Consider the following 22,960-nt stretch of genomic DNA (forward strand, 5'->3'; position numbering starts at 1 on the left):
CCGCCTGGTGCGGCTGGGCTACCTCGTACTCCCCTCCGGTCTCGGCCGCAACCGCAGGGTCCTCACGGCGCACGCGCTGGTGCAGCGGTCGCTGCCGCGCAACCGGGTGAGCCTCGTCGAGTGCGCCCCGGACACCGTCCCGGGCCCGCGCGGGCCGGAGGAGCGGCGGAACGACGACCCCGGCTACGCCTACGTCCGGCTGCGGGTCCTGCGCGGCGCGCTGGCGGCGGGCCGGCCGCGCGGCCGGCTGTGGCCGCCGCGGCCCGGGCTGCTGCCGCCGCCGCTGCCGCAGGTGTGGGGCCTGCGCCTGTTCCCCCGCTCGGGTGGCGCCGACGAACTGGCCCTGGACCAGGCGCTCGGCCGGCTCTCGCCGCCCGCCCGGGCCGCGTTCGTGCTGCGCGCCCTGGAGCTGTCGTCCGACCGGGAGGTGCGGGCGCTGCTGGCGGCGGCCGGGGTGGCCGAGCCGGCCGCGGCCCTCGCCGAGGCCGCGGCCGTCCAGGTGCCGGCGGGGTCCCGTGACGGTGCGCTGCTGGAGTCGGCGGAGTTCGACCCCTGCTCGTTGCAGGCCCGTCCCACCGACCTGATGCGCCGCCGCCAGCACCTGCGCGCCGCGGCGGCCGCCCTCGCGGCGACCGCGGTCTGCGGCGCGCTGCTCGCCGTGCCGGGCGGCGGGTGGGGGCCCGACGGCGCCGCGGCCCCCGCGTACGCCCGGAACGCCGCCGCCGAACAGGCCCTCGACCCGGCCCAGTTGACCCGCGCCCCGGCCGACGCCTGGCGCCGCGCGGACCGCCCGGGCTTCGCCTCCTGGCCCGCGCGCGGCGACCGCACGGACGACGAGGCCCTGCTCCGCCGGGCGCTGTCCGTCTGGGCCCGCCCGGGGAGCACGGTCCAGGTGACCGCCACCCCCGGCACCCCGGCCGGCCCCGCGCCCGGCCCGCCGCAGCTGCTGTACGCGGGCGCGGTGGACTCGGCGGTGGTCGTCCTGCTCTACGACGGCCTGCGCGTCGTCCGGTACGCCGAACCGAGGAACGGCGACGACACGGCCGCCGCCCTGGACTTCGCGCGGACCGACGCGGCGGACGCGGACACGGCGACGGCCGTCGTCCTCGGCCGCACCGACGGCAACGTCCGCTATCTCACGGCCCCTTGGGTCACCTCGTCGGCCGTCCGCGACCTCCTCGACCCCGCCGGGGCCGCCCAGCCGCTGCACCGCGCCGCGGACGGGGTGACCGACCCGACGGCCGGCCCGGCCGCGGCGGGCGACTGCCGGTCCTGGCCGGTGCTCCAGCTGGGCGGCCGGCTGGCGACGGACCTCGGCGAGCTCGTCCCCGCGCGGCTCACGGGCGGGGCGCCCGGGGATGCCGACGCGGGCGCGCCCGAGCGCGCCGCCTGGGCGCACACCGCCTGCCTGCTGCCGAGCCTGCGCTCGCAGGGCGTACGGACCGTCAACACCTGGCAGTTCGCCCGGCAGCCACTGCCCGGCGGAGCCGGCGTCGCGGAGTGGCTGTGCACCCGCGCGGAGACCTGGCGCGGAGCGGGCAGCCGCGCGGTCGCCGGATTCCTGACGCCCGGCGGCCGGCCCGGCGCCCAGGCGGCCGTCGTCGCCCGGGCGGAGGACTCCCCCGCCTGTGGCACCCGCCAACCGCACGTCCTGGCGGGCGCGTTGTGGAAGTCGCCGGGCGGGAACTGGTACGCGCTGGCGGCGGGCAGCCCGGACGTCGCCTCGATCACCGCGACGGGCGGGGTCCACGGCACCGGGACCGGCCCGGTCCTCGCCCTCCCCGCCGGGCAGGGCGCGGTGGCCCGGCTGGCCGGGCGGACGCGGGACGGGAAGCGGGTGGCCGCGCTGCGGTGACGCCGGGGGCAGTGGGGTGGCCGGGGTCGGGCGCGGTGGCCGGGGTCGGGCGCGGTGGCCGGGGTCGGGCGCGGTGGCCGGGGTCGGGCGCGGCGTCACCGCCGGCCGGGCGTCGGCGGCGCTGGGCCTGGGCAGCGCTGGGTCTCAGTGGCGTCGAGGCCGGAACCGTGGCCGTGATCGGGTCCGACGGCGACGCCGCGGCCGGGCCGGCGATGACGCCGGGGCCGGGTCGACGGCGGCACCAGGACCGGGCCGCGGTGACGCCGCGGTCGCGTGCGGTCAGAGCGCGGCCAGCGCCGTCGCCGCCTCGGTGAACGGGCCGTCCGCCGGCTCCTCGGCCACGATCCGGCGCAGCACGGCCGCCATCCCGTCGTCGTGCGCCGCGCCCACCGCCGTCAGCGCCACGAACGAGTGCACGAGCTGCGACTCCAGCTCCGCGCGCGGGATCCGCCGGCCGTCCGGCCACCAGCGGGCGGCCGTCTCCGCGACCGAGATCCACGACCGAAGGACCACCTCCAGGCGGGGTCCCGGCGTCTCGACGCCCAAGTGCGCAAGCAGTTGGCCGTACGCCGCGTCCCGCACCTCGTCGATCAGGTCCGGGTGCGCGCGGAGCAGCGTGATGCGGCCGGAGCCGTGCGTCTCGACGAAGTCGAGGAACCGGCCGGCCACGGCCAGCAGCCCTTCACCGGGCGGCAGTTGGTCCGACGCCGTCAGGAGTTCCGTGAGGTCGTCCGCCGCGCGGCGCAGGGTCGCCTCGTAGAGGCTCCGTTTGCCCGCGAAGTAGTGGTAGACGAGGGGACGGGAGATGCCGGCCGCCGCGGCGATGTCGTCGAGGGAGACGTCCTCGGGGGGCCGTTCACTGAACAGGTCCAGGGCTACGGTGATCAGTTGCCGGCGGCGCTGTTCCACGTCCATTCTGCGGGGCGGCCGGGGATTCATGGGGGCATCCTAAGCGGTCGGTTGGGGGTGGGGGTGGGGTGCCCCGGTCCCACCCCTTCGCCGATTCCTGGGGGCTGCGCCCCCAGCCCCCCCTGTCGCGGCTCCGCCGCTCGTCCTCAAACGCCGGACGGGCTGACTGTTCAGCCCGTCCGGCGCTTGAGGACTCTCTGGGGGAGCGCGCAGCGCGCTTCAGGGGGTGCGGGCCCTCCCGCAAGAAACGGTGAAAGGGCGGGGCCGGGGCTCCACCACCACGGCCAGCGCCGCGTCCGCCCCCACCCTCGCCGTCAACCGGCCGTCGCGGCCCACGTGTACACGGCGCCCACTGAGCACGTCACAGTGCTCCCCCGCCGGCAACCCCGTCGCGAACGTCCGCTCAAGCGTCCTCCGCCCGTGATTGATCACCACAAACCCCTTCACACCCCGCCCAAAGGCGACCGCATCCGCACCGTCGTCCCACCACCGCGTGACCCCCGTGCCCCGCACCGCGCCGCGAAACCCGACCATCCCCGCCGTCTCCGCCCGCCGGTGCTCATACGTCCACCCAAGCCCCGGCGCACCGGCATCCCGGTCACTGAAGGCATACCCGGAGTGCACGTCAGGCGACCCGTAAGGCCACGCCAGCATCGCGACATTGGCCAGCGCGTACGCGGGCCCCACCGTCCGGTTGAGCGTGCTGCCGTCCCGCTCCGTATCCCAGTTGTCGACGAAGACGGACGCCTTGCCGCCGGGCACCCACCCGCGCGCCTCACCGAAGGTCCGCAGCTCGGCCAAGTGTCCCTGCCCCGGCGTCATGACGCGCTTGAGCTCGCGCGCGAAGCGGAACTCCTGGACGTCGCCCGTGCCGAGGTACTCCTCCGGGCGGACGGCCTCCCCCGCGCCGTAGATCGTCTCCTGCTTCCAGTAGACGTCCGGCTTGCTCAGCCGCGCCTTGACGGCCGCCAGGTCGGTGCTCGGGATGTGCTTGGCGGCGTCGATCCGGAAGCCGTCCGCGCCGAGCGCGAGCAGGTCGTCGAGGTAGCGGGCGAGGCGGTCACGGACCGCCTCGCTGCCCGTGTCCAGGTCGGCGAGGCCGACGAGTTCGCAGTTCTGGACGTCGTACCGGCTGGTGTAGTCGGAGATGGGCCGGCGGCAGCGGTGGAAGTCGGCGTCCCCGTACGTGCCGGGGTAGTCGTACTTCGTGTACGGCGTTCCGCCCGTGCCCGTACCGGAGCCGGCGGACATGTGATTGAGCACCGCGTCGACGACGACCTTCACCCCGGCCCGGTGGCAGGAGGTCACCATGTGGGCGAAGGAGGACCGGTCGCCGAGCCGGCCGGCGATGCGGTAGCCGACGGGCTGGTACGAGGTCCACCACTGCGGCCCCCGGATGTGCTCCTGGGGCGGCGACACCTGGACGTAGCCGTACCCGGCCGGGCCGAGGGCGGCGCCGCACTCGCGGGCCACGTCGTCGTACCGCCACTGGAACAGGACGGCGGTGACGTCCCGTTCACCGGGAGCCGCTCCCCGCGCCCCCGCGTGCGCCGGGGCGCGGACACGGTCGCACCCGCCAGCACGGCGAGGACGGCGGCCAGGGTGCGCCGGAGGACATTGGTGCGCGGCATGGCGACTCCCCGGATCGGCGGTCGGCGAACGACGGAAAGGCAGAGGACTGAAAGGCAGAGCAGCGAAGCCGCAGAACGAGCGAACGGCGCTTCGGCGGCGGCCGGTCAGATCCGCGCGGCCGGCCGTAACGGTCCCGTGCGCGCCGGAAAGCCCCCGGCAGCGGACTGCAAGGCCGTTGCAAACCACCGCAAGAAACCACCCGCACACTCCGCGAGCCCCGCGCCCCGAGACCGTACGAGCCCCACCCGCCCCGGTCAACCCTTCAGGACACACTCCGGCGGTGACGCCGCAATCCCCGCTTTCCCTCCTTGCAAGGTCTTTCGCAAGAGATTGCAGCCTGTTAGCTTCCTCCTCAGCTCGGGCCGCCCGCTCCTGGATCGGCCCTCGTGAAGAGGAGAACCGGATGCGAAGAGGCATATCGGTCGCCGCCGTCGTCGGTGTGCTGGCCCTGACCGCGACCGCCTGCGGTGGTGACGGCGGGGGTGGGGGCGGGGGCGACGGGTCCAAGGCGGCGAAGGATCCGGGCAGTGTGAGCGGGACGGTCACCTGGTGGGACACGTCGGACGCGACCAACGAGGCGCCGGCGTTCAAGAAGCTGGTGAAGGACTTCGAGGCCAAGTACCCGAAGATCAAGGTCGATTACGTCAACGTGCCGTTCGACCAGGCGCAGCAGAAGTTCAAGACGGCCGCGTCCACCGGCAAGGGCGCCCCGGACGTGCTCCGCTCGGACGTCGGCTGGACGCCGGGCTTCGCGCAACTCGGCTACCTCAAGGACCTCACCGGGACACCGGCCCTGGACAAACAGGACGACTTCCTCGAAGGGCCGCTGAAGAACGCGGCGTACGAGGGCAAGACGTACGGCGTCCCGCAGGTCACCGACACGCTCGGGCTGCTCTACAACAAGGACCTCTTCAAGAAGGCGGGCGTGGAGAAGCCGCCGGCCACCTGGCAGGAGGTCAAGGACGCCGCGAAGAAGATCAAGGAGAAGGCGGGCGCGGACGGCATCGGCCTCAGCCCGGACAGTTACTACTCGCTGCCGTTCCTCTACGGCGAGAAGAGCGACATGGTCGACGCGGCGGCCAAGAAGATCACCATTTCCGACGCGGCGTCCCGCAAGGGCATCGAGACCGCCGTGGACCTGGTGAAGTCCGGCGCGGCGCCCAAGCCGGCGGGCACCGACGGGTACAACGCGCTGAAGACGGACTTCAAGAACGGCAGGCTGGCGATGCTGGTCGACGGCCCCTGGGCGACCAAGGAGCTGTTCGGCGGCGAGGCGTTCAAGGACAAGGGCAACCTGGGCATCGCGGCGGTGCCGGCGGGGTCGACCGGGGTGGCGGGGGCTCCGGTGGGCGGCCACAACCTGGTGGTCTACGCCGGTTCGGGGAACTTCGACGCGTCGTACCTCTTCACCCGGTTCATGACGGACGCCGAGCGCCAGACCGAGATCTCGAAGGCGATCGGACTGCTGCCGACGCGCAAGGCGGCCTACACGCCGGAGGTGCTGGCCGACCCGGTCCGCAAGTCCTTCCACGACGCGCTGGCCACGGCGCACCCGCGCCCGCCGATCCCGCAGGGCGGCGACCTGTTCACCGTCTGGCTCCAGCACTACACGCGGATCCTGACGCTCAAGGAGGAGCCGCAGGCGGGTCTGGACGCCACGGCCAAGGAGTGGAAGTCCGCCCTCCTCAAGGACTACGCGGTCCAGGAGTAATGCCGTGACCGCTGCCGTGACCACGACCGCGCGCCCCAGCCTGGCGACACGTGCCCGCCGGTCGTTCGACACCCACTGGTACGCCTGGGCGATGGTGCTGCCGGTGGTCGTCGTCCTCGCCGTCCTCGTCGGCTATCCGCTGGGCCGGGGGATCTACCTCTCCCTCACCGACGCCAACGAGGCCAACGTCGGCCGCACGATCGGCGTCAACCACATCCCGTCGACGTACCGGTTCGTCGGGTTGGACAACTACTGGAAGGTGCTCTCCGGCCAGGAGGGCCACTTCTACGGCCGGCTCGGCTGGACCGTCGTCTGGACGGCGGCCTGCGTCTTCCTGCACTACGCGATCGGCCTCGGCCTGGCCCTGCTGCTCAACCGCAGGATGCGCTTCCGGGCGCTGTACCGGGTGCTGCTGATCCTGCCGTGGGCGGTGCCGGCGTTCGTCGCCACGTTCTCGTGGCGGCTGATGTTCAACGAGAAGTACGGCGTGCTCAACGCGATGCTGGAGAAGCTGGGCGTGGGCGCGGTGGACTGGCTCGGCGACAGCACGCTGCAGAAGATGTCGGCCGTCGCGGTCAACGTGTGGCTCGGCGTGCCGTTCATGATGGTCGCGATCCTCGGCGGGCTGCAGTCCATCCCGGCCGAGCTGCACGAGGCGGCCGAGATGGACGGCGCCTCGCCGTGGCAGCGGTTCCGGCACGTGACCCTGCCGGGGCTGCGGCCGGTGAGCGGGACGGTGATCCTGCTGGGCACCATCTGGACGTTCAACATGTTCCAGGTCATCTACCTGCTGATCGGGCAGGGCGCGAGCTCCGAGAGCGAGATCCTCGTGACGTACTCCTACCGGCTCGCCTTCCAGGGCGTCCGGGACTACGCGGGCTCGGCGACGTACGGGATCCTCATCCTCTCGCTGCTGCTGGTGTTCGCCGTGTTCTACCGCAGGCTGCTGGCACGGCAGGAGGAGGCACGGTGACCCGGACGGTACGACCGCGCGGGGAACGTTCCCGGGGCGCGTCCGTCGCCCTGCACGCGACGCTGGTCGTGGCCTCGTTGGTCTCCCTCTTCCCCGTCCTCTTCATCGTCTTCGTGTCGCTGCGGGGGCGGGACGGCTGGCAGGAGCCCACCCGGTTCTCGGGGTTCGGGTTCGGGAACTACACCCACATCTTCAACGAGACCGAGTTCCTGACCTGGTTCGGCAATTCGGTGATCGTCGCCTTGGGGGCGACCGTCGTCGGCGTGCTGATCGCGGCGACCGCCGGGTACGCGGTGTCGCGCCTGCGGTTCCCAGGCAGCCGGCCGCTGATGTGGACGTTCCTCGTGGTGCAGATGTTCCCTATGGCGGTGCTGATCGTGCCGCTCTACAACATCCTCGGGCAGTTGAAGCTGCTGGACTCCTACGGCGGCCTGATCCTCACCTACTGCTCGATCTCCGTGCCGTTCTGCGCCTGGATGCTCAAGGGCTACTTCGACTCCATACCCGCCGAGATAGACGAGGCCGGGCGGGTCGACGGCCTGACCCCCTTCGGCACGTTCTGGCGGCTCATCCTGCCGCTGGCCCGGCCCGGCCTCGCCGTCACCGGCTTCTACTCCTTCATCACCGCCTGGGGTGAGGTGGCCTTCGCCAGCCAGTTCATGAGCAGCGAGAAGCATTACACCCTGGCGGTGGGGCTTCAGACGTTCGTGGGGCAGCAGAAGGCGGAGTGGGGGCTGATGACGGCGGCGGCCGTGCTCATCACCGTGCCGGCGGGGTTGGCGTTCTTCTTCGCCCAGCGGCACCTTGTCGCCGGGCTGACGGCCGGCGGTACGAAGGGGTAGCCCTTCGGGGGTGGTTGCCCCCGGTCCCTCCCCCAGAGGGGGCACCCCCATTCGCCGATTCCTGGGGCTGCGCCCCAGACCCCCTTTCGCGGCTTCGCCGCTCGTCCTCAAACGCCGGACGGGCTGAATAGCGCGCCCACTCCAGCCCGTTGGGGGTCCCCCCTCTGGGGAGTTTGAGGACAACCGCGCGGAGCGCGGTTTGAGGGGGTCTGGGGGCTGGCCCCCAGGAATCGGCGAATGGGGGTGCCCCCTCTGGGGGAGGGACCGGGGCACCAGCCCGCCGCAGGCGCCCCTCCACCACCCTCCCCAACCCTCACCCGATAGGACCCCCATGACCCACAACCTCGCGCCCACCCCCACCACACCCACCACCCCGTCCGGCACGGACGCGTGGTGGCGCCAAGCCGTCATCTACCAGATCTACGTCCGCTCCTTCGCCGACAGCGACGGCGACGGCATCGGCGACCTCCGCGGAGCGAGGGAGCGGCTGCCGTACCTGGCGGAGCTGGGCGTGGACGCGGTGTGGCTGACGCCGTTCTACGCGTCGCCGCAGGCGGACGGCGGGTACGACGTGGCGGACTACCGGGCGGTCGACCCGCTGTTCGGGGACCTGCGGGACGCGGACGACCTCGTCCGCGAGGCGCACCGCCTCGGCCTGCGCGTCATCGTGGACATCGTGCCCAACCACACCTCGGACCGGCACGCCTGGTTCCGGGAGGCGCTGGCGGCCGGGCCGGGGAGCCGGGCGCGGGCGCGCTACCACTTCCGCCCCGGCCGGGGGACGGCCGGCGAGCTGCCGCCGAACGACTGGGAGTCGGTGTTCGGCGGCCCTGCCTGGACCCGCACCACGAACCCCGACGGCACGCCCGGCGAGTGGTACCTCCACCTCTTCGCCCCCGAGCAGCCGGACCTCGACTGGGACGACGCCGAGGTGCGCGCGGAGTTCGAGTCCGTGCTCCGCTTCTGGCTGGACCTCGGCGTGGACGGCTTCCGCGTCGACGTGGCGCACGGCATGGTCAAGGCCCCGGGTCTGCCCGACATCGGGCGAAAGGAACAAGCCAAACTCATCGGTGCCCAGGTCCTGCCGTTCTTCGACCAGGACGGCGTCCACGAGATCCACCGTTCCTGGCGCCGGCTGCTGGACTCGTACCCGGGGAACCGGATCGGTGTGGCGGAGGCGTGGGCGCCGACGCCCGAGCGGCTGGCCCTGTACGTCCGCCCGGACGAGCTGCACCAGGCGTTCAACTTCCAGTTCCTGACCTGCGCGTGGGGCGCGGCGCCGATGCGTGAGGTGATCGACGCGTCACTCGCCGCCACCCACTCCGTCGGCGCGCCCACCACCTGGGTCCTCTCCAACCACGACGTGGTGCGGCACCCCACCCGCTACGGCGGCGGCGAGCGGGGAACCCGCCGCGCCCGGGCCGCCGCGCTGCTGATGCTGGCCCTGCCGGGATCCGCCTACGTCTACCAGGGCGAGGAGCTCGGGCTGCCGGAGGTCGTGGACCTGCCGGACGAGGTGCGCCAGGACCCGGCGTTCTTCCGGGGGACGGGCAGGACGGCACCCGCGACGGCTGCCGGGTGCCGCTGCCGTGGTCGGGCGAGGAGGCGCCGTACGGTTTCGGGCCGGGCTCCGGGCCGGCGGCCAGCTGGCTGCCGCAGCCGGCGGAATGGCGGACGCTGTCGGTGGAGGCCCAGTCCGGCGACCCCCGCTCGACGCTGGAGCTCTACCGCTCCGCGCTCGCCCTGCGGCGGACCCTGCCGGGGCTGGGCGCCGGGGAGATGACGTGGCTGGCGGCACCGGAGGGCGTGCTGGCGTTCTCCCGGCCGGGGTTCGTCTGCACCCTCAACACCCTCCCCGAAGAGGTGGAACTGACGGTCCCGGGACGGCCCGTACTCGCCACCGCCGCCCTGGAATTCCACGGCGGAGCCGCCCGGCTGCCCGCGGATTCCTGCGTCTGGTGGGAAGTCTGAGATGGCGTCCGGCGGGAAGTCCGGGACGACGTCCGATAGGAAGTCCGAGAGGCGCCCGGTACAGTCACCTCCCGTGACCGCACGGCTGGCCGATATCGCAGCCCAGGCGGGTGTCAGCGAAGCAACCGTCAGCCGCGTCCTCAACGGCAAGCCGGGGGTGGCCGCCTCCACCCGCCAGTCCGTGCTGGCCGCGCTCGACGTGCTCGGCTACGAACGGCCGGTGCGGCTGCGGCAGCGCAGCGCCGGCCTGGTCGGGCTGATCACGCCCGAGCTGGAGAACCCCATCTTCCCGGCCTTCGCCCAGGTGATGGGGCAGGCCCTGACGCGTCAGGGCTACACGCCCGTGCTGGCCACCCAGACCCCCGGCGGCTCCACCGAGGACGAGCTGACCGAGATGCTGGTGGAGCGCGGGGTCGCCGGGATCATCTTCGTCTCCGGTCTGCACGCCGACACCTCCGCCGACATGCAGCGCTACGAGCGGCTGCGCGCCCAGGGTGTGCCGTTCGTGCTGATCAACGGGTTCTCCGCGCAGGTCAGGGCGCCGTTCGTGTCCCCCGACGACCGGGCCGCGATGCGCCTCGCCGTCACCCATTTGGCGGAGCTCGGCCACCGCAGGATCGGCCTGGCCCTGGGCCCGCACCGGTACGTGCCGGTGCAGCGCAAGGTCGAGGGTTTCCTGCGCGGCATGGAGGACCAGCTCGGCCTGGCGGTGGACGACGCGGCGGAGTTGATCGAGCACTCCCTGTTCACCCTGGAGGGTGGACAGGCGGCCGCCACCGCGCTCCTCGAACGCGGCTGCACGGCCGTGGTGTGCGCCAGCGACATGATGGCCCTGGGCGCGGTCCGCGCGGTCCGCAGGGCCGGCCTGGAGGTCCCCCGCGACGTCTCCGTCGTCGGCTTCGACGACTCCCCGCTGATCGCCTTCACCGATCCTCCGCTGACCACGATCCGGCAGCCCGTGCGGCCCATGGGCCAGGCCGCGGTGCGAGCCCTGTTGGAGGAGATCGGCGGGACGCCCGCGCCGCACAGCGAGTTCGTGTTCCTGCCGGAGCTGGTCGTCCGCGGTTCGACGGGCTCGGCGCCGGCCGCGCGAAGCAGCGCCCCGGGCGCACGTACGACGTCCGCGCGCCCGGCCGAAAGCGCACCAAACCCGACTTGAGATCGATCTGCGCTCCTGCGGACTCTGGCACACTGTGGGTCTATGGGTGAAGCGACAGCAAGGACCCTGGAAGGCCGCACGGCCTCCCCGCCGCCCAACGGGGAATGCGGGGACAGGCCGCCCGTGGAGCGACCGTCGCGGCGCGGGCCGCGCACGCCGCGCCGCCCGCGGCTGTGGTTCGAGGTGCTGCTCATCGCGATCGGCTACTGGACGTACTCCCTCGTCCGCAACGCCGTTCCGGAACAGCGCGCCGACGCCCAGCGCAACGCCGACTGGATCTGGTCCACCGAGCAGACGCTCCACATCGCCGTGGAGCACACCGTCAACAAGGCGGTGAACTCGGTCACGTGGCTCATCGTCGGCATGAACTACTACTACGCCACCCTGCACTTCGTCCTCACCATCGGCGTGCTCGTCTGGCTCTACCTCCGGCACCCCGGCCGCTACGGCGCCGCCCGCCTGGCCCTCTTCGCCACCACCGGCGTCGCCCTCCTCGGCTACTACCTGTACCCGCTCGCACCCCCACGGCTCATGGACGACGGCCCCGGCTTCGTCGACACCGTCCTCCAGCACCACACCTGGGGATCCATGGCCTCCGGCAACCTCGCCGACGTGTCCAACCAGTACGCGGCGATGCCGTCCATGCACATCGGGTGGTCGGTGTGGTGCGGCGTCACGATCGCGCTGCTGGCGCGGTCGGTGTGGGTACGGGTGCTCGGCGCGCTGTATCCGGTGGCGACGCTCGCCGTCATCGTGTCGACGGCGAACCACTTCTGGCTGGACGCGGTCGGGGGGCTGCTGTGCTTGGTGTTCGGGTTCGGGGTGTCGTACGCGTGGTACCGGGCGTTTCCGTACCGGCTGGCGCGGCAGGTTTCCGCTTCGCGGTGAGGGTGCCCCGGACCCGCCCTTTCACCGTTTCCTGGGGCTGCGCCCCAGACCCCCTTTCGCGGCTTCGCCGCTCGTCCTCAAACGCCGGACGGGCTGACTCTCAGCCCGTCCGGCGTTTGAGGACAACCGCGCGGAGCGCGGTTTCGGGGGTGCGGGGGCTGGCCCCCGCAAGAAACGGTGAAAGGGAGGGACCGGGGCACACCCCCCTACCCCCCATAAAACCGCTCCTCGACCACGGCCCGAGCCCGCCGCGTAACCCGCCGGTAGTCATCGAGCATGTCCCCGACGTGTCCCGGCTCATACCCCAGATACCGCCCCACCGCCGCCAACTCCCGCGGATCCCCGGGAAACGTATCCCCCGGCCGCCCCCGCACCAACATCACCGCGTTCCGCACACAGGTCGCGAGCACCCAAGCCTCGTCGAGAATGCGGGTCTCCTCCGCGTCCAGGAGCCCCGCCGCGCACGCCGCCGCGAGGGCCTCGCGCGTACGGGTCGTACGAAGCCGCGGCTCGCCGTGCCCATGCCGCATCTGCAACAACTGCACGGTCCACTCCACATCGGAAAGCCCCCCACGCCCCAGCTTGGTATGCGTGGTCCGATCGGCCCCCGGGGCAACCGTTCCGTCTCCATCCGGGCCTTGAGCCGCCGGATCTCCCGGACGGCGTCCTCGGACAGCCCCTCCGCCGGATACCGCAGCGGATCGATCAACTCGACGAACCGCCGCCCGAGGTCCGCGTCCCCCGCCACGGGCTCGGCCCGCAGCAGCGCCTGGCTCTCCCAGATCAGCGACCACCGCCGGTAATAGGCCGCGTACGAAGCGAGGCTGCGCACCAGCGGCCCGGACTTTCCCTCCGGCCGCAGGTCCGCGTCGATGAGCAACGGCGGATCGGTGGTCGGGAGTTGCAGCAGCCGCCGCATCTCGTTGGCGACGGCGAAGGCGGCCTTCGCGGCTTCCTCGTCGCCGACCCCGTCCCGGGGCTCGTGCACGAGCAGGACATCGGCGTCCGACCCGTACCCCTGCTCACGCCCCCCGAAGCGTCCCATCCCGATGACGGCGAACCGCGTGGGCAGGGTGTCGCCCCACTCCGCGCGGACGGCGGCGCGCAGGGCGCCCGCCAGGGCGGCGGCGTTGAGGTCGGAGACGGCCCGGCCGACGAGGTCGCAGCGGGCGCCGTGGTCGCGGGGCCCGGCTTCGGGCGCGGGTGCGCCGGGTCGTCCGTAGGCGCCCACGATGTCGGCCGCGGCGGTCCGGAACAGTTCCCGCCGCCGTACCCCGCGCACGGCGACGATCGCCTTCTCCGCGTCCTCGGCCCGGCCGACGGCCGCCAGCGTCTCCTGTTCCAGCGCCTCGCGGTCGCGCGGGCGCAGCCCCTCGGGGCGCCGAGCAGGGCGACCGCCTCGGGGGCGCGCAGCAGCAGGTCGGGGGCGAGCCGTCCGGCGGACAGGACGCGGGCGAGGTTCTCCGCGGCGGCGCCCTCGTCGCGGAGCAGCCGCAGGTACCAGGGGGTCTTGCCCAACGCGTCCGATACCTTGTGGAAGTTGAGCAGTCCCGCGTCGGGGTCGGAGGAGTCCGCGAACCAGCCCAGCAGCACGGGCAGCAGCGTACGCTGGATCGCCGCCTTCCGGGTCACTCCCGAGGCAAGCGCCTCCAGATGGCGGAGCGCGGCGGCGGGGTCCGCGTACCCCAGTGCTCCGAGGCGCTGTCCGGCGGCCTTGGGGCTGAGCCGGATCTCGCCGGGTTCGAGCTGGGCGACGGCGTCCAGCAGCGGCCGGTAGAACAGCTTCTCGTGCAGCCGCCGCACCTCGCGGGAGTGCCGCCGCCACTCCTTGCCCAGTTCGGCGACGGGTTCCGTCCGGAAACCCAAGGACCGTCCCAGCCGCCGCTGTTCGGCCTCGCTCTCGGGTACGAGGTGGGTGCGCCGCAGCCGGTGCAGCTGGATGCGGTGTTCCATGGCGCGCAGGAAGCGGTAGGCGGCGTCCAGCGCGGCGGCGTCGGCCCGTCCCACGTACCCGCCGGCGGCGAGCGCGGCCAGCGCGTCGAGGGTGCCGCCGCTGCGCAGCGTGGCGTCGCTGCGACCGTGGACGAGTTGCAGGAGCTGGACGGCGAACTCGACGTCCCGCAGGCCGCCGGGCCCGAGTTTGAGTTCGCGGTCGAGCCGGTCGGCGGGGATGGAGGCGACGACGCGGCGGCGCATCTGCTGCACGTCGGGGACGAAGTTCTCGCGCTCGGCCGCCTGCCAGACGAGCGGTGAGACGGCGTCCGCGTACTCCTGCCCGAGCGCGGGGTCGCCGGCCACCGGCCGGGCCTTGAGCAGGGCTTGGAACTCCCAGGTCTTGGCCCAGCGCTGGTAGTACGCGAGGTGGCTGCTGAGCGTGCGCACCAGGGGCCCGTTGCGGCCCTCGGGGCGGAGGTTGGCGTCGACGGGCCAGATGGTGCCCTCGGGGGTGATGTCCGAGCAGACGCGCATCATGCGGGAGGCGAGCCGGGTGGCGGCCCGGAGCGCGGTGCCCTCGGGGGTGTCGCCGCGTGGTTCGGCGACGAAGACGACGTCCACGTCCGAGACGTAGTTGAGCTCGTGGCCGCCGCACTTGCCCATGGCGATGACGGCGAGCCGGCAGGCCGCCGCGTCGTCGGGGTGCTCGTCGGAGGCGATGGCGAGGGCCGCGCGCAGGGTGACGGTGGCCAGGTCGGCGAGTTCGGCGGCGGTCTCGGCGACGTCGATGGTGCCGGTGACGTCCCGGGCGGCGACGGTGAGCAGGCAGCGCCGGTAGGCGGCGCGCAGCGCGTCGGACGGCGTCAGCCCGGCCTCCCGCCCCGCTTCCGCGCCCTCGGCGAGGGCCCGTTCGAACTCGGCGGTGCCGGGGTGCAGGTCGGCCCGCTCGAACGTGACGAGCGCGTGCCAGTCGCCGGGGTGCCGCGCGAGATGGTCCCCGAGCGCCTCGGACGCGCCGAGCACCCCGAGCAGCCGGTCGCGCAGGGGCTTGGCAGTGACGACGGTGTCCAGCAGCGCCTGCCGCTCGGCCGCCCCGTGCTTCGCCTCCAGCGACTCGGCGAGCCGGACCAGTCCGAGCAGCGCGAGATCGGGATCGGCGGTCGCCCCGAGCGCGTCCAGGAACACCGGGTCGCCGCGGAGCGCCGCGAGCCCGTCGGAGCCGTCCAGCAGCCGCTCGGCGGCGGCCGGATCCGCGAACCCGCTCCGCACCAGCCGGGTGTACGTACTGCCGCGCCGGCTCTCGGGCCGCCCGTCCGGCACTGTCATCCCATCGCCCCATCGCCTCCGACTGACCATGCCCGGTCAAGGCCCGATCTCCAGCGTATCGGCAGCGGCGCCCGGGGGAGGCGCGGCACCCGCTCCCCGATCGGGGCCGAAACCCCGGTTCCCGCCCCGGGCCGTCGCCGTGCCTGCCACGCTGCCGACCAGCACCGCGGGGACGCCGGTGGCCGGTACGTGGAGGTGGCGCGAATGAGTGACGAGAACGGGTGGGAGCTCGACCCCGACGACGAGTCCGTGGTGCTGGTCGCCGCGGTGGGACGGCAGCTGAAGCTGTGGCGGGAAGCGGCGGGGATGGACGCGGCCGGGCTGGCGGCGGCCCTCGGTTACGGCAGGGAACTGATCTACAAGGTGGAGCGGGGCGAGCGCGTCCCCCAGCCGCGCTTCCTGGAGAAGGCGGACGAGTTGCTGGGGGCGGGCGGAAAGCTCGCCGCCCTGCGGGAGGACCTGACCGAGGCTCGCTACCTGAAAAAGGTCCGGGACATCGCGAAGCTGGAGCGGGACGCCGTCGAGCTGTGGGCGTATAACAACTCCGTCATCGACGGGCTCCTCCAGACGGAGGCTTACGCACGGGCGGTGTACACCAACCGCCGCCCGCCGTTCGGCCAGGACGAGATCGAACGGCGCGTGGCCGCGCGGATGGCCCGCCAGAAGACCATCACGGCTTCGGCGCGACAGCCCTTCTTCAGCTTCGTGCTGTGCGAGGCTACGCTGCGCCGCATCGTCGGGGGCAGAGCAGCCATGCGGCAGCAGCTCCAACACCTGCTGGAGATCGGCCAAGGGCCAAACGTAGAGCTCCAAGTCCTGCCCCTGCGCAGCGAGGAGAACTGTGGTCTCGACGGGCCGTTCAGACTGCTGAAGCTCACGAACGGCACGATGGTGGGACTGTACGGGGTGCAACTCTTCAGCCGCGTGGTCACCGACGCGAAGGAGCTCCAAGTCCTGGACCTGCGTTACCGAGCCGCCCGAGCGCAGGCGCTCGGTCCCAAAGAGTCCCTGGCCTTTGTCGAACAGGTACTGGGAGAGACATGACCCTCGGATCCACCGGCGGAGCCGACCTCGCTCTGGAGTGGAGGGAAGCAGCCACAGGACATCAGCCGTCACCCCCTTGACGCACGCCTCGTTCACGGGATTCGCTTCCGATGGGCGACTCCACGGCTGCCCGGGGTGGGTAGATCGGCGCTGAGGAGGTGAAGGAAAATGCCGTCGACTCACGAAAACGCTGCAGGTCACGAAGTATGGTCCCCCACGCACGCGGGGGTGGTCCTCCCTACTCGCTCACCGCGCCGCATGCGGCGCGATGGTCCCCACGCACGCGGGGGTGGTCCGCCGGTTATTCGCGTCCTCAAGCCGTGGTCCGAGTGGTCCCCGCCCACGCGGGGGTGGTCCCGGGTAAGGGGTGGGTATCTACGCCCACCCTCAGTGGTCCCCGCGTACGCAGGGGTGGTCCGCAGGGCAAACGACTCCGGGCCGATCCTATTGCGTGGTCCTTGCGCACGCAGGGGTGGTCCGCCCAGGTCGGGCTCGGTGGCCCGGTACAGGAGGTGGTCCCCACGCACGCGGGGACAACGCCAAAGCGCGGGGCCCGCAGCCGACAACCGCGGGCCCCGCCATACCCCTTGAGGCAGGAGACCCGCCCGCCCCGCCGGGCTAAAGCACCGGCAGCATCTTCCGCAGCTCGAACGCCGTGACCTCCGACCGGTACTCCTCCCACTCCTGCTTCTTGTTGCGCAGGAAGAAGTCGAAGACGTGCTCGCCCAGCGTCTCCGCGACCAGCTCGCTCCGCTCCATGAGCTCGATGGCCTCGCCGAGGTTCTGCGGGAGGGGCTCGATGCCCATGGCGCGGCGCTCCGCGTCGGAGAGGGCCCAGACGTCGTCGTCGGCGCCGGCGGGGAGTTCGTAGCCCTCCTCGATGCCCTTGAGGCCGGCGGCCAGCAGGACCGCGTACGTCAGGTACGGGTTGGCGCCGGAGTCGATGGAGCGGACCTCGACGCGCGTGGAGCCGGTCTTGCCGGGCTTGTACATGGGGACGCGGATGAGGGCGGAGCGGTTGTTGTGGCCCCAGCAGATGTAGGAGGGGGCCTCGCCGCCGGCGCCCGCGGTGCGCTGGGAGCCGCCCCAGATGCGCTTGTACGAGTTGACCCACTGGTTGGTGACGGCGGAGGTCTCGGCCGCGTGCCGGAGGAGGCCGGCGATGAAGGAGCGGCCGACCTTGGAGAGCTGGTACTCGGCGCCGGACTCGTGGAAGGCGTTGCGGTCGCCCTCGAAGAGGGAGAGGTGGGTGTGCATGCCAGAGCCGGGGTACTCGGAGAACGGCTTCGGCATGAACGTGGCGTGCACGCCCTGCTCCAGGGCGACCTGCTTCATCACCAGGCGGAAGGTCATGATGTTGTCGGCCGTGGAGAGGGCGTCGGCGTAGCGCAGGTCGATCTCCTGCTGGCCGGGGGCGCCCTCGTGGTGGCTGAACTCGACCGAGATTCCCATGGATTCGAGCATGGTGATGGCCTGGCGGCGGAAGTCCATGCCCACGTTCTGCGGGGTGTGGTCGAAGTAGCCGGAGGAGTCGGCGGGCACCGGGCGGGTGCCGTCCACCGGCTTGTCCTTGAGCAGGAAGAACTCGATCTCGGGGTGGGTGTAGAAGGTGAACCCGAGGTCGGAGGTCTTGGCGAGGATCCGCTTGAGGACGTAGCGGGGGTCCGCGTACGACGGGGAGCCGTCCGGCATCAGGATGTCGCAGAACATCCGGGCGGTGCCGGGGCCTCGGCGCGCCAGGGGAGGATCTGGAAGGTGCCCGGATCCGGCTTGGCGATCATGTCGGATTCGTACACCCGGGCGAATCCCTCGATCGCGGAGCCGTCGAATCCGATGCCCTCGTCGAACGCCTGCTCAAGCTCGGCCGGGGCGACGGCGACCGACTTCAGGTAGCCGAGCACATCGGTGAACCACAGCCGCACAAAGCGGATGTCGCGCTCCTCGAGGGTGCGGAGCACGAACTCCTGCTGCTTATCCATAGCTACCAATCCTCGCTGGTCAGGCCGTCCGTTCCCGGCCGCGGGGCAGGCCGGGGGCACATCAGCATCCCACCACACGATTTCGGACGCGTTGCGCCCGGGCGTCCCGCGGCGGTCGGTTCCATTGTGGGTGCCGTCGGGAGCGGACGCAGGGGGTGGGCCCCGCGGGCCCGCCCGCACCCGTCCCACACCCCGTCTCGTACACCCGTTCACCCCCCGGTGATCCTCTTGTACGCTCCTCGCGTGCCGAGCACCGGGCGGGCGGGCCGTTCACGGGTCACGGCGTGGCGCCCGGGGGTCGGGGGCGTCGCGGAGGTCCTGCACGCCCGCTTCTTCGACCACGCGTACCCCATGCACACCCACGACACCTGGTCGCTGCTCATCGTCGACGACGGCATGGTCCGCTACGACCTCGAACACGACGAGCACGGAGCACTCCACCACCAGGTGACCCTGCTGCCCCCGCACATACCGCACAGCGGCTCCCCGGCGACGCCCGGCGGCTTCCGCAAGCGGGTGCTGTACCTCGGCGCGGACGTGCTGGGCGAGCAGCACATCGGCGCCGCGGTGGACCGGCCGACGCTGGCCGACCCCCTGCTGCGCCACCGCGTCCACCAGCTGCACACGGCTCTGGCCGAGCCCGGTGGAGAGCTGGAGGCGGAGAGCCGGCTGGCGTTCGTCGCCGAGCGGCTGGTGCGCCACCTGGACCTGCGGTCCGCGCCCGGGCCCGGCACCCGGCCCGCGCCGGGCGGACGCGACGCCGCCGTCCTCGCGGACCGGCTGCGGCAACTGCTCGACGCGCGCGTCGTGGAGGGGCTGACGCTGCGCGAGGCAGCGGTCCGGCTGCACGCCCATCCGACGCGCCTGGTGCGGACGTTCAGCCGGGCGTTCGGCATCGCCCCGCACCAGTACCTCACCGCGCGCCGCGTCGACCTGGCGCGCCGGATGCTGCTGGACGGGGTGCCGCCGAGCACGGTGGCGGCGGCGGCCGGGTTCTACGACCAGTCGCATCTGACACGGCACTTCAAGCGGATCGTGGGGGTGGCGCCGGGCCGGTACGCGGCGGGGGCCGCCGTCCTCAGCCGACAGCGGCCTCCGTGACCGCGAGGATCGCCGCCAGCCCGGCCCGGCTCTCCTCCAGCTCGGCGATGCGCTCCTCCATGCCGCGCAGCTGGTCCCGGAGCCGGTCGCTCACGCAGGGGTGCACGAACAGCCCGTCCCCCTCCACGCAGGGCAGCACCTCGCGGATGACGCGCGTGGGCAGCCCCGCGTCGAGCAGTGCCCGGATCCGGCGGACCGCCAGGGGCGCCTCGGGCCCGTACGAGCGGTGGCCGCCGGACGTGCGGACGGGGGTGAGCAGTTCCTGCTCCTCGTAGTAGCGCAGCAGCCGGACGCTGACGCCGGTGGCCGTCGACAGTTCTCCGATCCTCATGATGGTGATCCCCCTCACAGTGCCGGGTTCCGGCTTGAATCTCACACCTGTGTGAGCTTCTAACTTCTCCGGCATGCAGCAGAACACAGCGCACGCCACGGCCACCACCCACCCCCAAACCCACACCATCGGCGACGGCCCCGACGGTCTCGTCGTGCCGCGCGTGGGCTACGGCGCCATGCGCCTCGCCGGCCGGCCCGACCAGCGGCGCGGCTTCACGGCCCCGATCTGGACGGCCCCCACCGACCGCGCGGACACCATCGCCCTGCTCCGGCGGGCGGTCGAGCTGGGCGTCCGCCTCTTCGACACGGCGGACGCGTACGCGCTGGGCGAGAACGAGAAGGTGGTGGCGGAAGCACTCCGTCCGTTCGCCGGCGAGGTCGTGATCGCCACCAAGGCGGGCGTGGTCCGGCCCTCCCCCACCGAGTGGATCACCCACGGCCACCCCGCCTACCTGCGGCAGCAGGCCGAACTGAGCCTGCGCCGGCTGGGCACCGACCGCATCGACCTGCTCCAGCTCCACCGCGTCGACCCCGAGTATCCGCTGGCCGACCAGGTCGGCGCCCTGAAGCAGCTCCAGGAGGAGGGGAAGGTCCGGCACATCGGGCTGTCGGAGGTGACCGTCGAGCAGCTGCGGGAGGCGTCCGGCATCGTCCCCGTCCGTACCGTCCAGAACCTTTACAACCTCGGCGAGCGCGGGCACGACCCGGTCGTCGACTACGCGGCCGGGCACGGGATCGCGTTCCTGCCCTTCTGGCCCATCGCGATGGGCGAGCACGCGGGGCCGGACAGCCCCGTGACGGTGGTGGCGGCCGTGGCGCGGGAGCTCGGAGCGACCCCGGCGCAGACGGCTCTGGCGTGGCTGCTGCACCGCTCGCCGACGATGATCCCGATCCCCGGCACGTCCTCCCCCGGGCATCTGGCGGAGAACTGGGACGCGTTGGAGCTGCGGCTCAGCGCGGAGCAGTACGCGCGCATCGACCGGGCCACGGCCTCGGAGACCCCGGCGTCGTGAACGGCAGCCCCTTCCATCTCAACAGCAGCCCCTTCCATCTCAATAGCAACCCCTTCAACCTGCGGGTGATCGAGGAATTCCGCGCCAACGGGGGCGTGGTGGGCGGCGAGTTCGCCGGTACGCCGCTGCTCCTGCTCACCACCCGGGGCGCCCGCAGCGGCGAGCTCCGCACCACGCCCCTGGTGTACCTGCCGGACGGCGCCGGCCGTCCGCACGTCTTCGCCCTCAACGGCGGCGCGCCGGCCGCCCCCGCCTGGTACCACAACCTGCGCGCGCACCCGGCGGCCCTCCGCGTCGAGCTGGGCGGCGACTCCTTCCCCGCCCGGGCGACGGAGGTGACGGACGCGGCGGAGTACGAGGAGCTGTGGCGGCGGCAGATCGCGGCCGAGCCGAAGTTCGCCGGCTTCCGGGAACGGGCGGGGCGCAGGGTGCCGGTGGTGCGGCTGGAACGTCGGGGATAGCCCGCCGGGGTTTGAGCGGTTGCTCAAAACGCCGTACGCTGCGTTTTGAGCAACCGCTCAAACCGTCACTCCGGGGGAGACGCCCGATGGGCCTGTACGTCGAGGCGCTGATCCGCGCCGATGCCGACGACCTGTGGGACCGCACGCAGCGACCCGCGCAGCACCGCCGCTGGGACCTGCGGTTCACCGACATCACCTACCTGCCGTGCGCGCCCGGCGAGCCGCAGCGCTTCCGGTACGCCACGCGCGTGCTGCCGTTCCTCACCGTCGCCGGCGTGGGGGTCGCCGCCGGGGAGCGGCACCGCCCCGACGGCACCCGGACCTCCGCGCTCCGGTTCTCCTCGGGGCATCCGCTCTCGCTCATCGAGGAGGGCCGCGGCTACTGGCGCTACGTCCCGACGGACGACGGCGTCCGCTTCCTGACGGGGTACGACTACCGTCCGCGGTGGGGCCGTTGGGGACGTCCGGCCGACCGTCTCGTCCTCAGGCCGCTGATGGGCTGGGCCACGGCCTGGTCCTTCGACCGGCTGCGGCTGTGGTGCGAGCGCGGCATCCCGCCGGAGCGGTCGCTGCGGTACGCGCTCGGCGAGTCCGCCGCCCGCCTGCTGGCCGTCGTCGCGATCGCGAAGACCGTCCCGGCGGCCGGCCCGTTCGCCGCGGCGCTCGCGGTGCTGCTGCCGCCCTCACCGGTCACCCCGGCGGCCCGCCGCTGCCTGCGCCGCCCGCCCGCCGGGCGCGCCGGGACGGCACCGCCCGCCCTGCTCGCCACCCTGCCGGCCGCTGCTGCTGCCGCTACCGGCACCGCCACCGCCACCGCCACCGCCACGACCGTCCCGGAGCCGTCATGACCTCGATCTTCCAGCGCGCCCTCGGCGCCGACTTCAACCGGCTCCACCCGCAGATCCGGCGGCGCTTCTCCGTGGGCCTCGACAGCGGGACGGCCTGCGTCGGGCGCGGCACGATGGACCGCGTCCGGCACGGCCGGGGCTTCGTCCGGCCGTTCCTCGCGCTGGGAGCCACCCGCAACATCCTCGTCCCGCGCGCCGGGCGCGACGTACCGTTCACCATCGAGAACGTCCCGTACCGGGACTCGTACGGACGCGAGACCGTCACGTTCGTGCGGACCTTCGCCTTCCCCGACGGCGACCGGCGGTTCGACGCCACGATGATCTGGAGCCCCGAGCGCGGCCGCGTCGTCGACTACCTCGGCACCCACCAGCACCTCGCCACCGACCTGCACTTCTCGGCGGACGCCGACGGGTCGCTGGTCATCCGGTCCGGCGAACACCGCTTCCGCGAGGGCCCGGTGAACGTCCGCGTCCCGGACCTCGTCGCGGGCGACGCGGTGGTGCGCGAGTCGTACGACGACGCGGCGGGGTGCTTCCGCATCCGGGTGGCCGTCACCAACCGGCGGTTCGGCCCCCTCTTCGGCTACACCGGTTCGTTCACCGCGGAGTTCACGGACGTGCGGAAGCACGGCGTCAGGCGGGGGCTGCGGCCGGTGCGCGAGGAGGCGCGGGTATGAGGGCGAGGACGAGCGGGGGTACGGGCGGGAGTTCAGGCGGAGGTACGGGCGGGGGCGCGGGGACGGGAGTGAGCGACGGGAGGGGTATGAGCGCGGGCGCAGGTGCGGGAACGGGCGAGGGCCGAGGTATGAGGACAGACGCAGGCGCGCGAGCGGACGACGACAGGGGTCCGAGCGCGGGAACGGGGGCCAGCCGCGGCCGGGGTACGAGCACGGGAACGGAAACGGCAACCAGCCACAGCCGGGGCACGAGCACGGGAACGGAAACGGCAACCAGCCACAGCCGGGGCACGAGCACGGGAA

The 22,960-nt window shown here is 72.9% G+C and carries 15 protein-coding genes and 3 pseudogenes; 13 read left to right on the plus strand and 5 right to left on the minus strand.

Features of this window, described 5'->3' with window-relative positions; genetic code table 11:
- Positions 1 to 7 precede the first annotated feature (7 nt).
- Complete coding sequence (locus ACQEVS_RS09085) at positions 8 to 1,855, plus strand: hypothetical protein (RefSeq protein WP_433017692.1); 1,848 nt, start codon at positions 8 to 10, stop codon at positions 1,853 to 1,855.
- Positions 1,856 to 2,134: 279 nt separating this feature from the next.
- Here ACQEVS_RS09085 and ACQEVS_RS09090 read toward each other — a convergent pair whose 3' ends face one another.
- A complete protein-coding gene (locus ACQEVS_RS09090; protein WP_433017695.1) occupies positions 2,135 to 2,794 on the minus strand; it encodes a TetR/AcrR family transcriptional regulator in 660 nt (219 codons plus the stop codon).
- 189 nt (positions 2,795 to 2,983) lie between these two features.
- Positions 2,984 to 4,237, minus strand: a complete 1,254-nt coding sequence (locus ACQEVS_RS09095; protein WP_433017698.1) for an alpha-amylase — start codon at positions 4,235 to 4,237, stop codon at positions 2,984 to 2,986.
- 562 nt (positions 4,238 to 4,799) lie between these two features.
- Between ACQEVS_RS09095 and ACQEVS_RS09100 the strand changes: the two genes are divergently transcribed.
- From ACQEVS_RS09100 to ACQEVS_RS09125, 6 genes and pseudogenes are all read left to right on the plus strand, one after another.
- A complete protein-coding gene (locus ACQEVS_RS09100; protein ID WP_433017701.1) occupies positions 4,800 to 6,107 on the plus strand; it encodes an extracellular solute-binding protein in 1,308 nt (435 codons plus the stop codon).
- A gap of 4 nt (positions 6,108 to 6,111) precedes the next feature.
- Positions 6,112 to 7,080, plus strand: coding sequence for a carbohydrate ABC transporter permease (locus ACQEVS_RS09105; RefSeq protein WP_433017704.1), 969 nt, complete (start codon positions 6,112 to 6,114; stop codon positions 7,078 to 7,080).
- The gene (locus ACQEVS_RS09110; RefSeq protein ID WP_433017707.1) at positions 7,077 to 7,922 is read left to right on the plus strand and encodes a sugar ABC transporter permease; all 846 of its coding nucleotides are present in this window, start codon (positions 7,077 to 7,079) and stop codon (positions 7,920 to 7,922) included. The genes ACQEVS_RS09105 and ACQEVS_RS09110 overlap by 4 nt, the downstream gene beginning before the upstream one ends.
- A 331-nt stretch (positions 7,923 to 8,253) precedes the next feature.
- Positions 8,254 to 9,893 (plus strand): annotated as a pseudogene (locus ACQEVS_RS09115) (glycoside hydrolase family 13 protein).
- Between the two features lie 73 nt (positions 9,894 to 9,966).
- A complete protein-coding gene (locus ACQEVS_RS09120) occupies positions 9,967 to 11,052 on the plus strand; it encodes a LacI family DNA-binding transcriptional regulator (protein WP_433017710.1) in 1,086 nt (361 codons plus the stop codon).
- Between the two features lie 42 nt (positions 11,053 to 11,094).
- Positions 11,095 to 11,940: a phosphatase PAP2 family protein gene (locus tag ACQEVS_RS09125; RefSeq protein ID WP_433017712.1), complete on the plus strand. Its 846-nt coding sequence runs from the start codon at positions 11,095 to 11,097 to the stop codon at positions 11,938 to 11,940.
- 206 nt (positions 11,941 to 12,146) lie between these two features.
- Here the strand turns inward: ACQEVS_RS09125 and ACQEVS_RS09130 are convergent.
- Positions 12,147 to 15,201, minus strand: a pseudogene (locus tag ACQEVS_RS09130) (bifunctional [glutamine synthetase] adenylyltransferase/[glutamine synthetase]-adenylyl-L-tyrosine phosphorylase).
- Between the two features lie 204 nt (positions 15,202 to 15,405).
- Here ACQEVS_RS09130 and ACQEVS_RS09135 point away from each other — a divergent pair.
- A complete protein-coding gene (locus tag ACQEVS_RS09135) occupies positions 15,406 to 16,245 on the plus strand; it encodes a DUF5753 domain-containing protein (RefSeq protein ID WP_433017715.1) in 840 nt (279 codons plus the stop codon).
- A gap of 618 nt (positions 16,246 to 16,863) precedes the next feature.
- Here the strand turns inward: ACQEVS_RS09135 and glnA are convergent.
- A pseudogene (glnA, locus tag ACQEVS_RS09140) lies at positions 16,864 to 18,224 on the minus strand (type I glutamate--ammonia ligase).
- 243 nt (positions 18,225 to 18,467) lie between these two features.
- On the opposite strand from glnA, the gene ACQEVS_RS09145 reads away from it, so the two are divergent.
- Positions 18,468 to 19,325 (plus strand): AraC family transcriptional regulator, encoded by an 858-nt coding sequence (locus ACQEVS_RS09145; protein ID WP_433017718.1) that lies wholly within the window; start codon positions 18,468 to 18,470, stop codon positions 19,323 to 19,325.
- Here ACQEVS_RS09145 and ACQEVS_RS09150 read toward each other — a convergent pair.
- Entirely contained in the window at positions 19,303 to 19,656 is a 354-nt protein-coding gene (locus ACQEVS_RS09150) for a MerR family transcriptional regulator (protein WP_433017721.1), read from the minus strand. The genes ACQEVS_RS09145 and ACQEVS_RS09150 overlap by 23 nt on opposite strands.
- A 73-nt stretch (positions 19,657 to 19,729) precedes the next feature.
- Between ACQEVS_RS09150 and ACQEVS_RS09155 the strand changes: the two genes are divergently transcribed.
- The 4 genes from ACQEVS_RS09155 to ACQEVS_RS09170 all read left to right on the plus strand — a co-directional run bounded on the left by ACQEVS_RS09155 (position 19,730) and on the right by ACQEVS_RS09170 (position 22,657).
- Entirely contained in the window at positions 19,730 to 20,671 is a 942-nt protein-coding gene (locus ACQEVS_RS09155) for an aldo/keto reductase (RefSeq protein ID WP_433017725.1), read from the plus strand.
- A complete protein-coding gene (locus ACQEVS_RS09160; RefSeq protein WP_433017728.1) occupies positions 20,668 to 21,132 on the plus strand; it encodes a nitroreductase/quinone reductase family protein in 465 nt (154 codons plus the stop codon). Before ACQEVS_RS09155 ends, ACQEVS_RS09160 begins: the two co-directional genes overlap by 4 nt.
- Positions 21,133 to 21,218: 86 nt before the next feature.
- Positions 21,219 to 21,980 (plus strand): hypothetical protein, encoded by a 762-nt coding sequence (locus ACQEVS_RS09165; protein WP_433017731.1) that lies wholly within the window; start codon positions 21,219 to 21,221, stop codon positions 21,978 to 21,980.
- Positions 21,977 to 22,657 carry a DUF4166 domain-containing protein gene (locus ACQEVS_RS09170; protein WP_433017734.1) on the plus strand — a complete coding sequence of 227 codons (681 nt, stop codon included), beginning with the start codon at positions 21,977 to 21,979 and terminating at the stop codon, positions 22,655 to 22,657. The genes ACQEVS_RS09165 and ACQEVS_RS09170 overlap by 4 nt, the downstream gene beginning before the upstream one ends.
- Positions 22,658 to 22,960: the final 303 nt, after the last annotated feature.

Source organism: Streptomyces sp. CA-181903 (genome assembly GCF_050937075.1).
Taxonomy (GTDB): Bacteria; Actinomycetota; Actinomycetes; order Streptomycetales; family Streptomycetaceae; genus Streptomyces.

Bases quoted from the DNA above. Each gene is read 5' to 3' on its own strand.
- ACQEVS_RS09090 (WP_433017695.1), bottom strand. From the start codon at position 2,794: ATGAATCCCCGGCCGCCCCGCAGAATGGACGTGGAACAGCGCCGCCGG.
- ACQEVS_RS09100 (WP_433017701.1), top strand. From the start codon at position 4,800: ATGCGAAGAGGCATATCGGTCGCCGCCGTCGTCGGTGTGCTGGCCCTG.
- ACQEVS_RS09125 (WP_433017712.1), top strand. From the start codon at position 11,095: ATGGGTGAAGCGACAGCAAGGACCCTGGAAGGCCGCACGGCCTCCCCG.
- ACQEVS_RS09135 (WP_433017715.1), top strand. From the start codon at position 15,406: ATGAGTGACGAGAACGGGTGGGAGCTCGACCCCGACGACGAGTCCGTG.
- ACQEVS_RS09150 (WP_433017721.1), bottom strand. From the start codon at position 19,656: ATGAGGATCGGAGAACTGTCGACGGCCACCGGCGTCAGCGTCCGGCTG.
- ACQEVS_RS09155 (WP_433017725.1), top strand. From the start codon at position 19,730: ATGCAGCAGAACACAGCGCACGCCACGGCCACCACCCACCCCCAAACC.
- ACQEVS_RS09165 (WP_433017731.1), top strand. From the start codon at position 21,219: ATGGGCCTGTACGTCGAGGCGCTGATCCGCGCCGATGCCGACGACCTG.
- ACQEVS_RS09170 (WP_433017734.1), top strand. From the start codon at position 21,977: ATGACCTCGATCTTCCAGCGCGCCCTCGGCGCCGACTTCAACCGGCTC.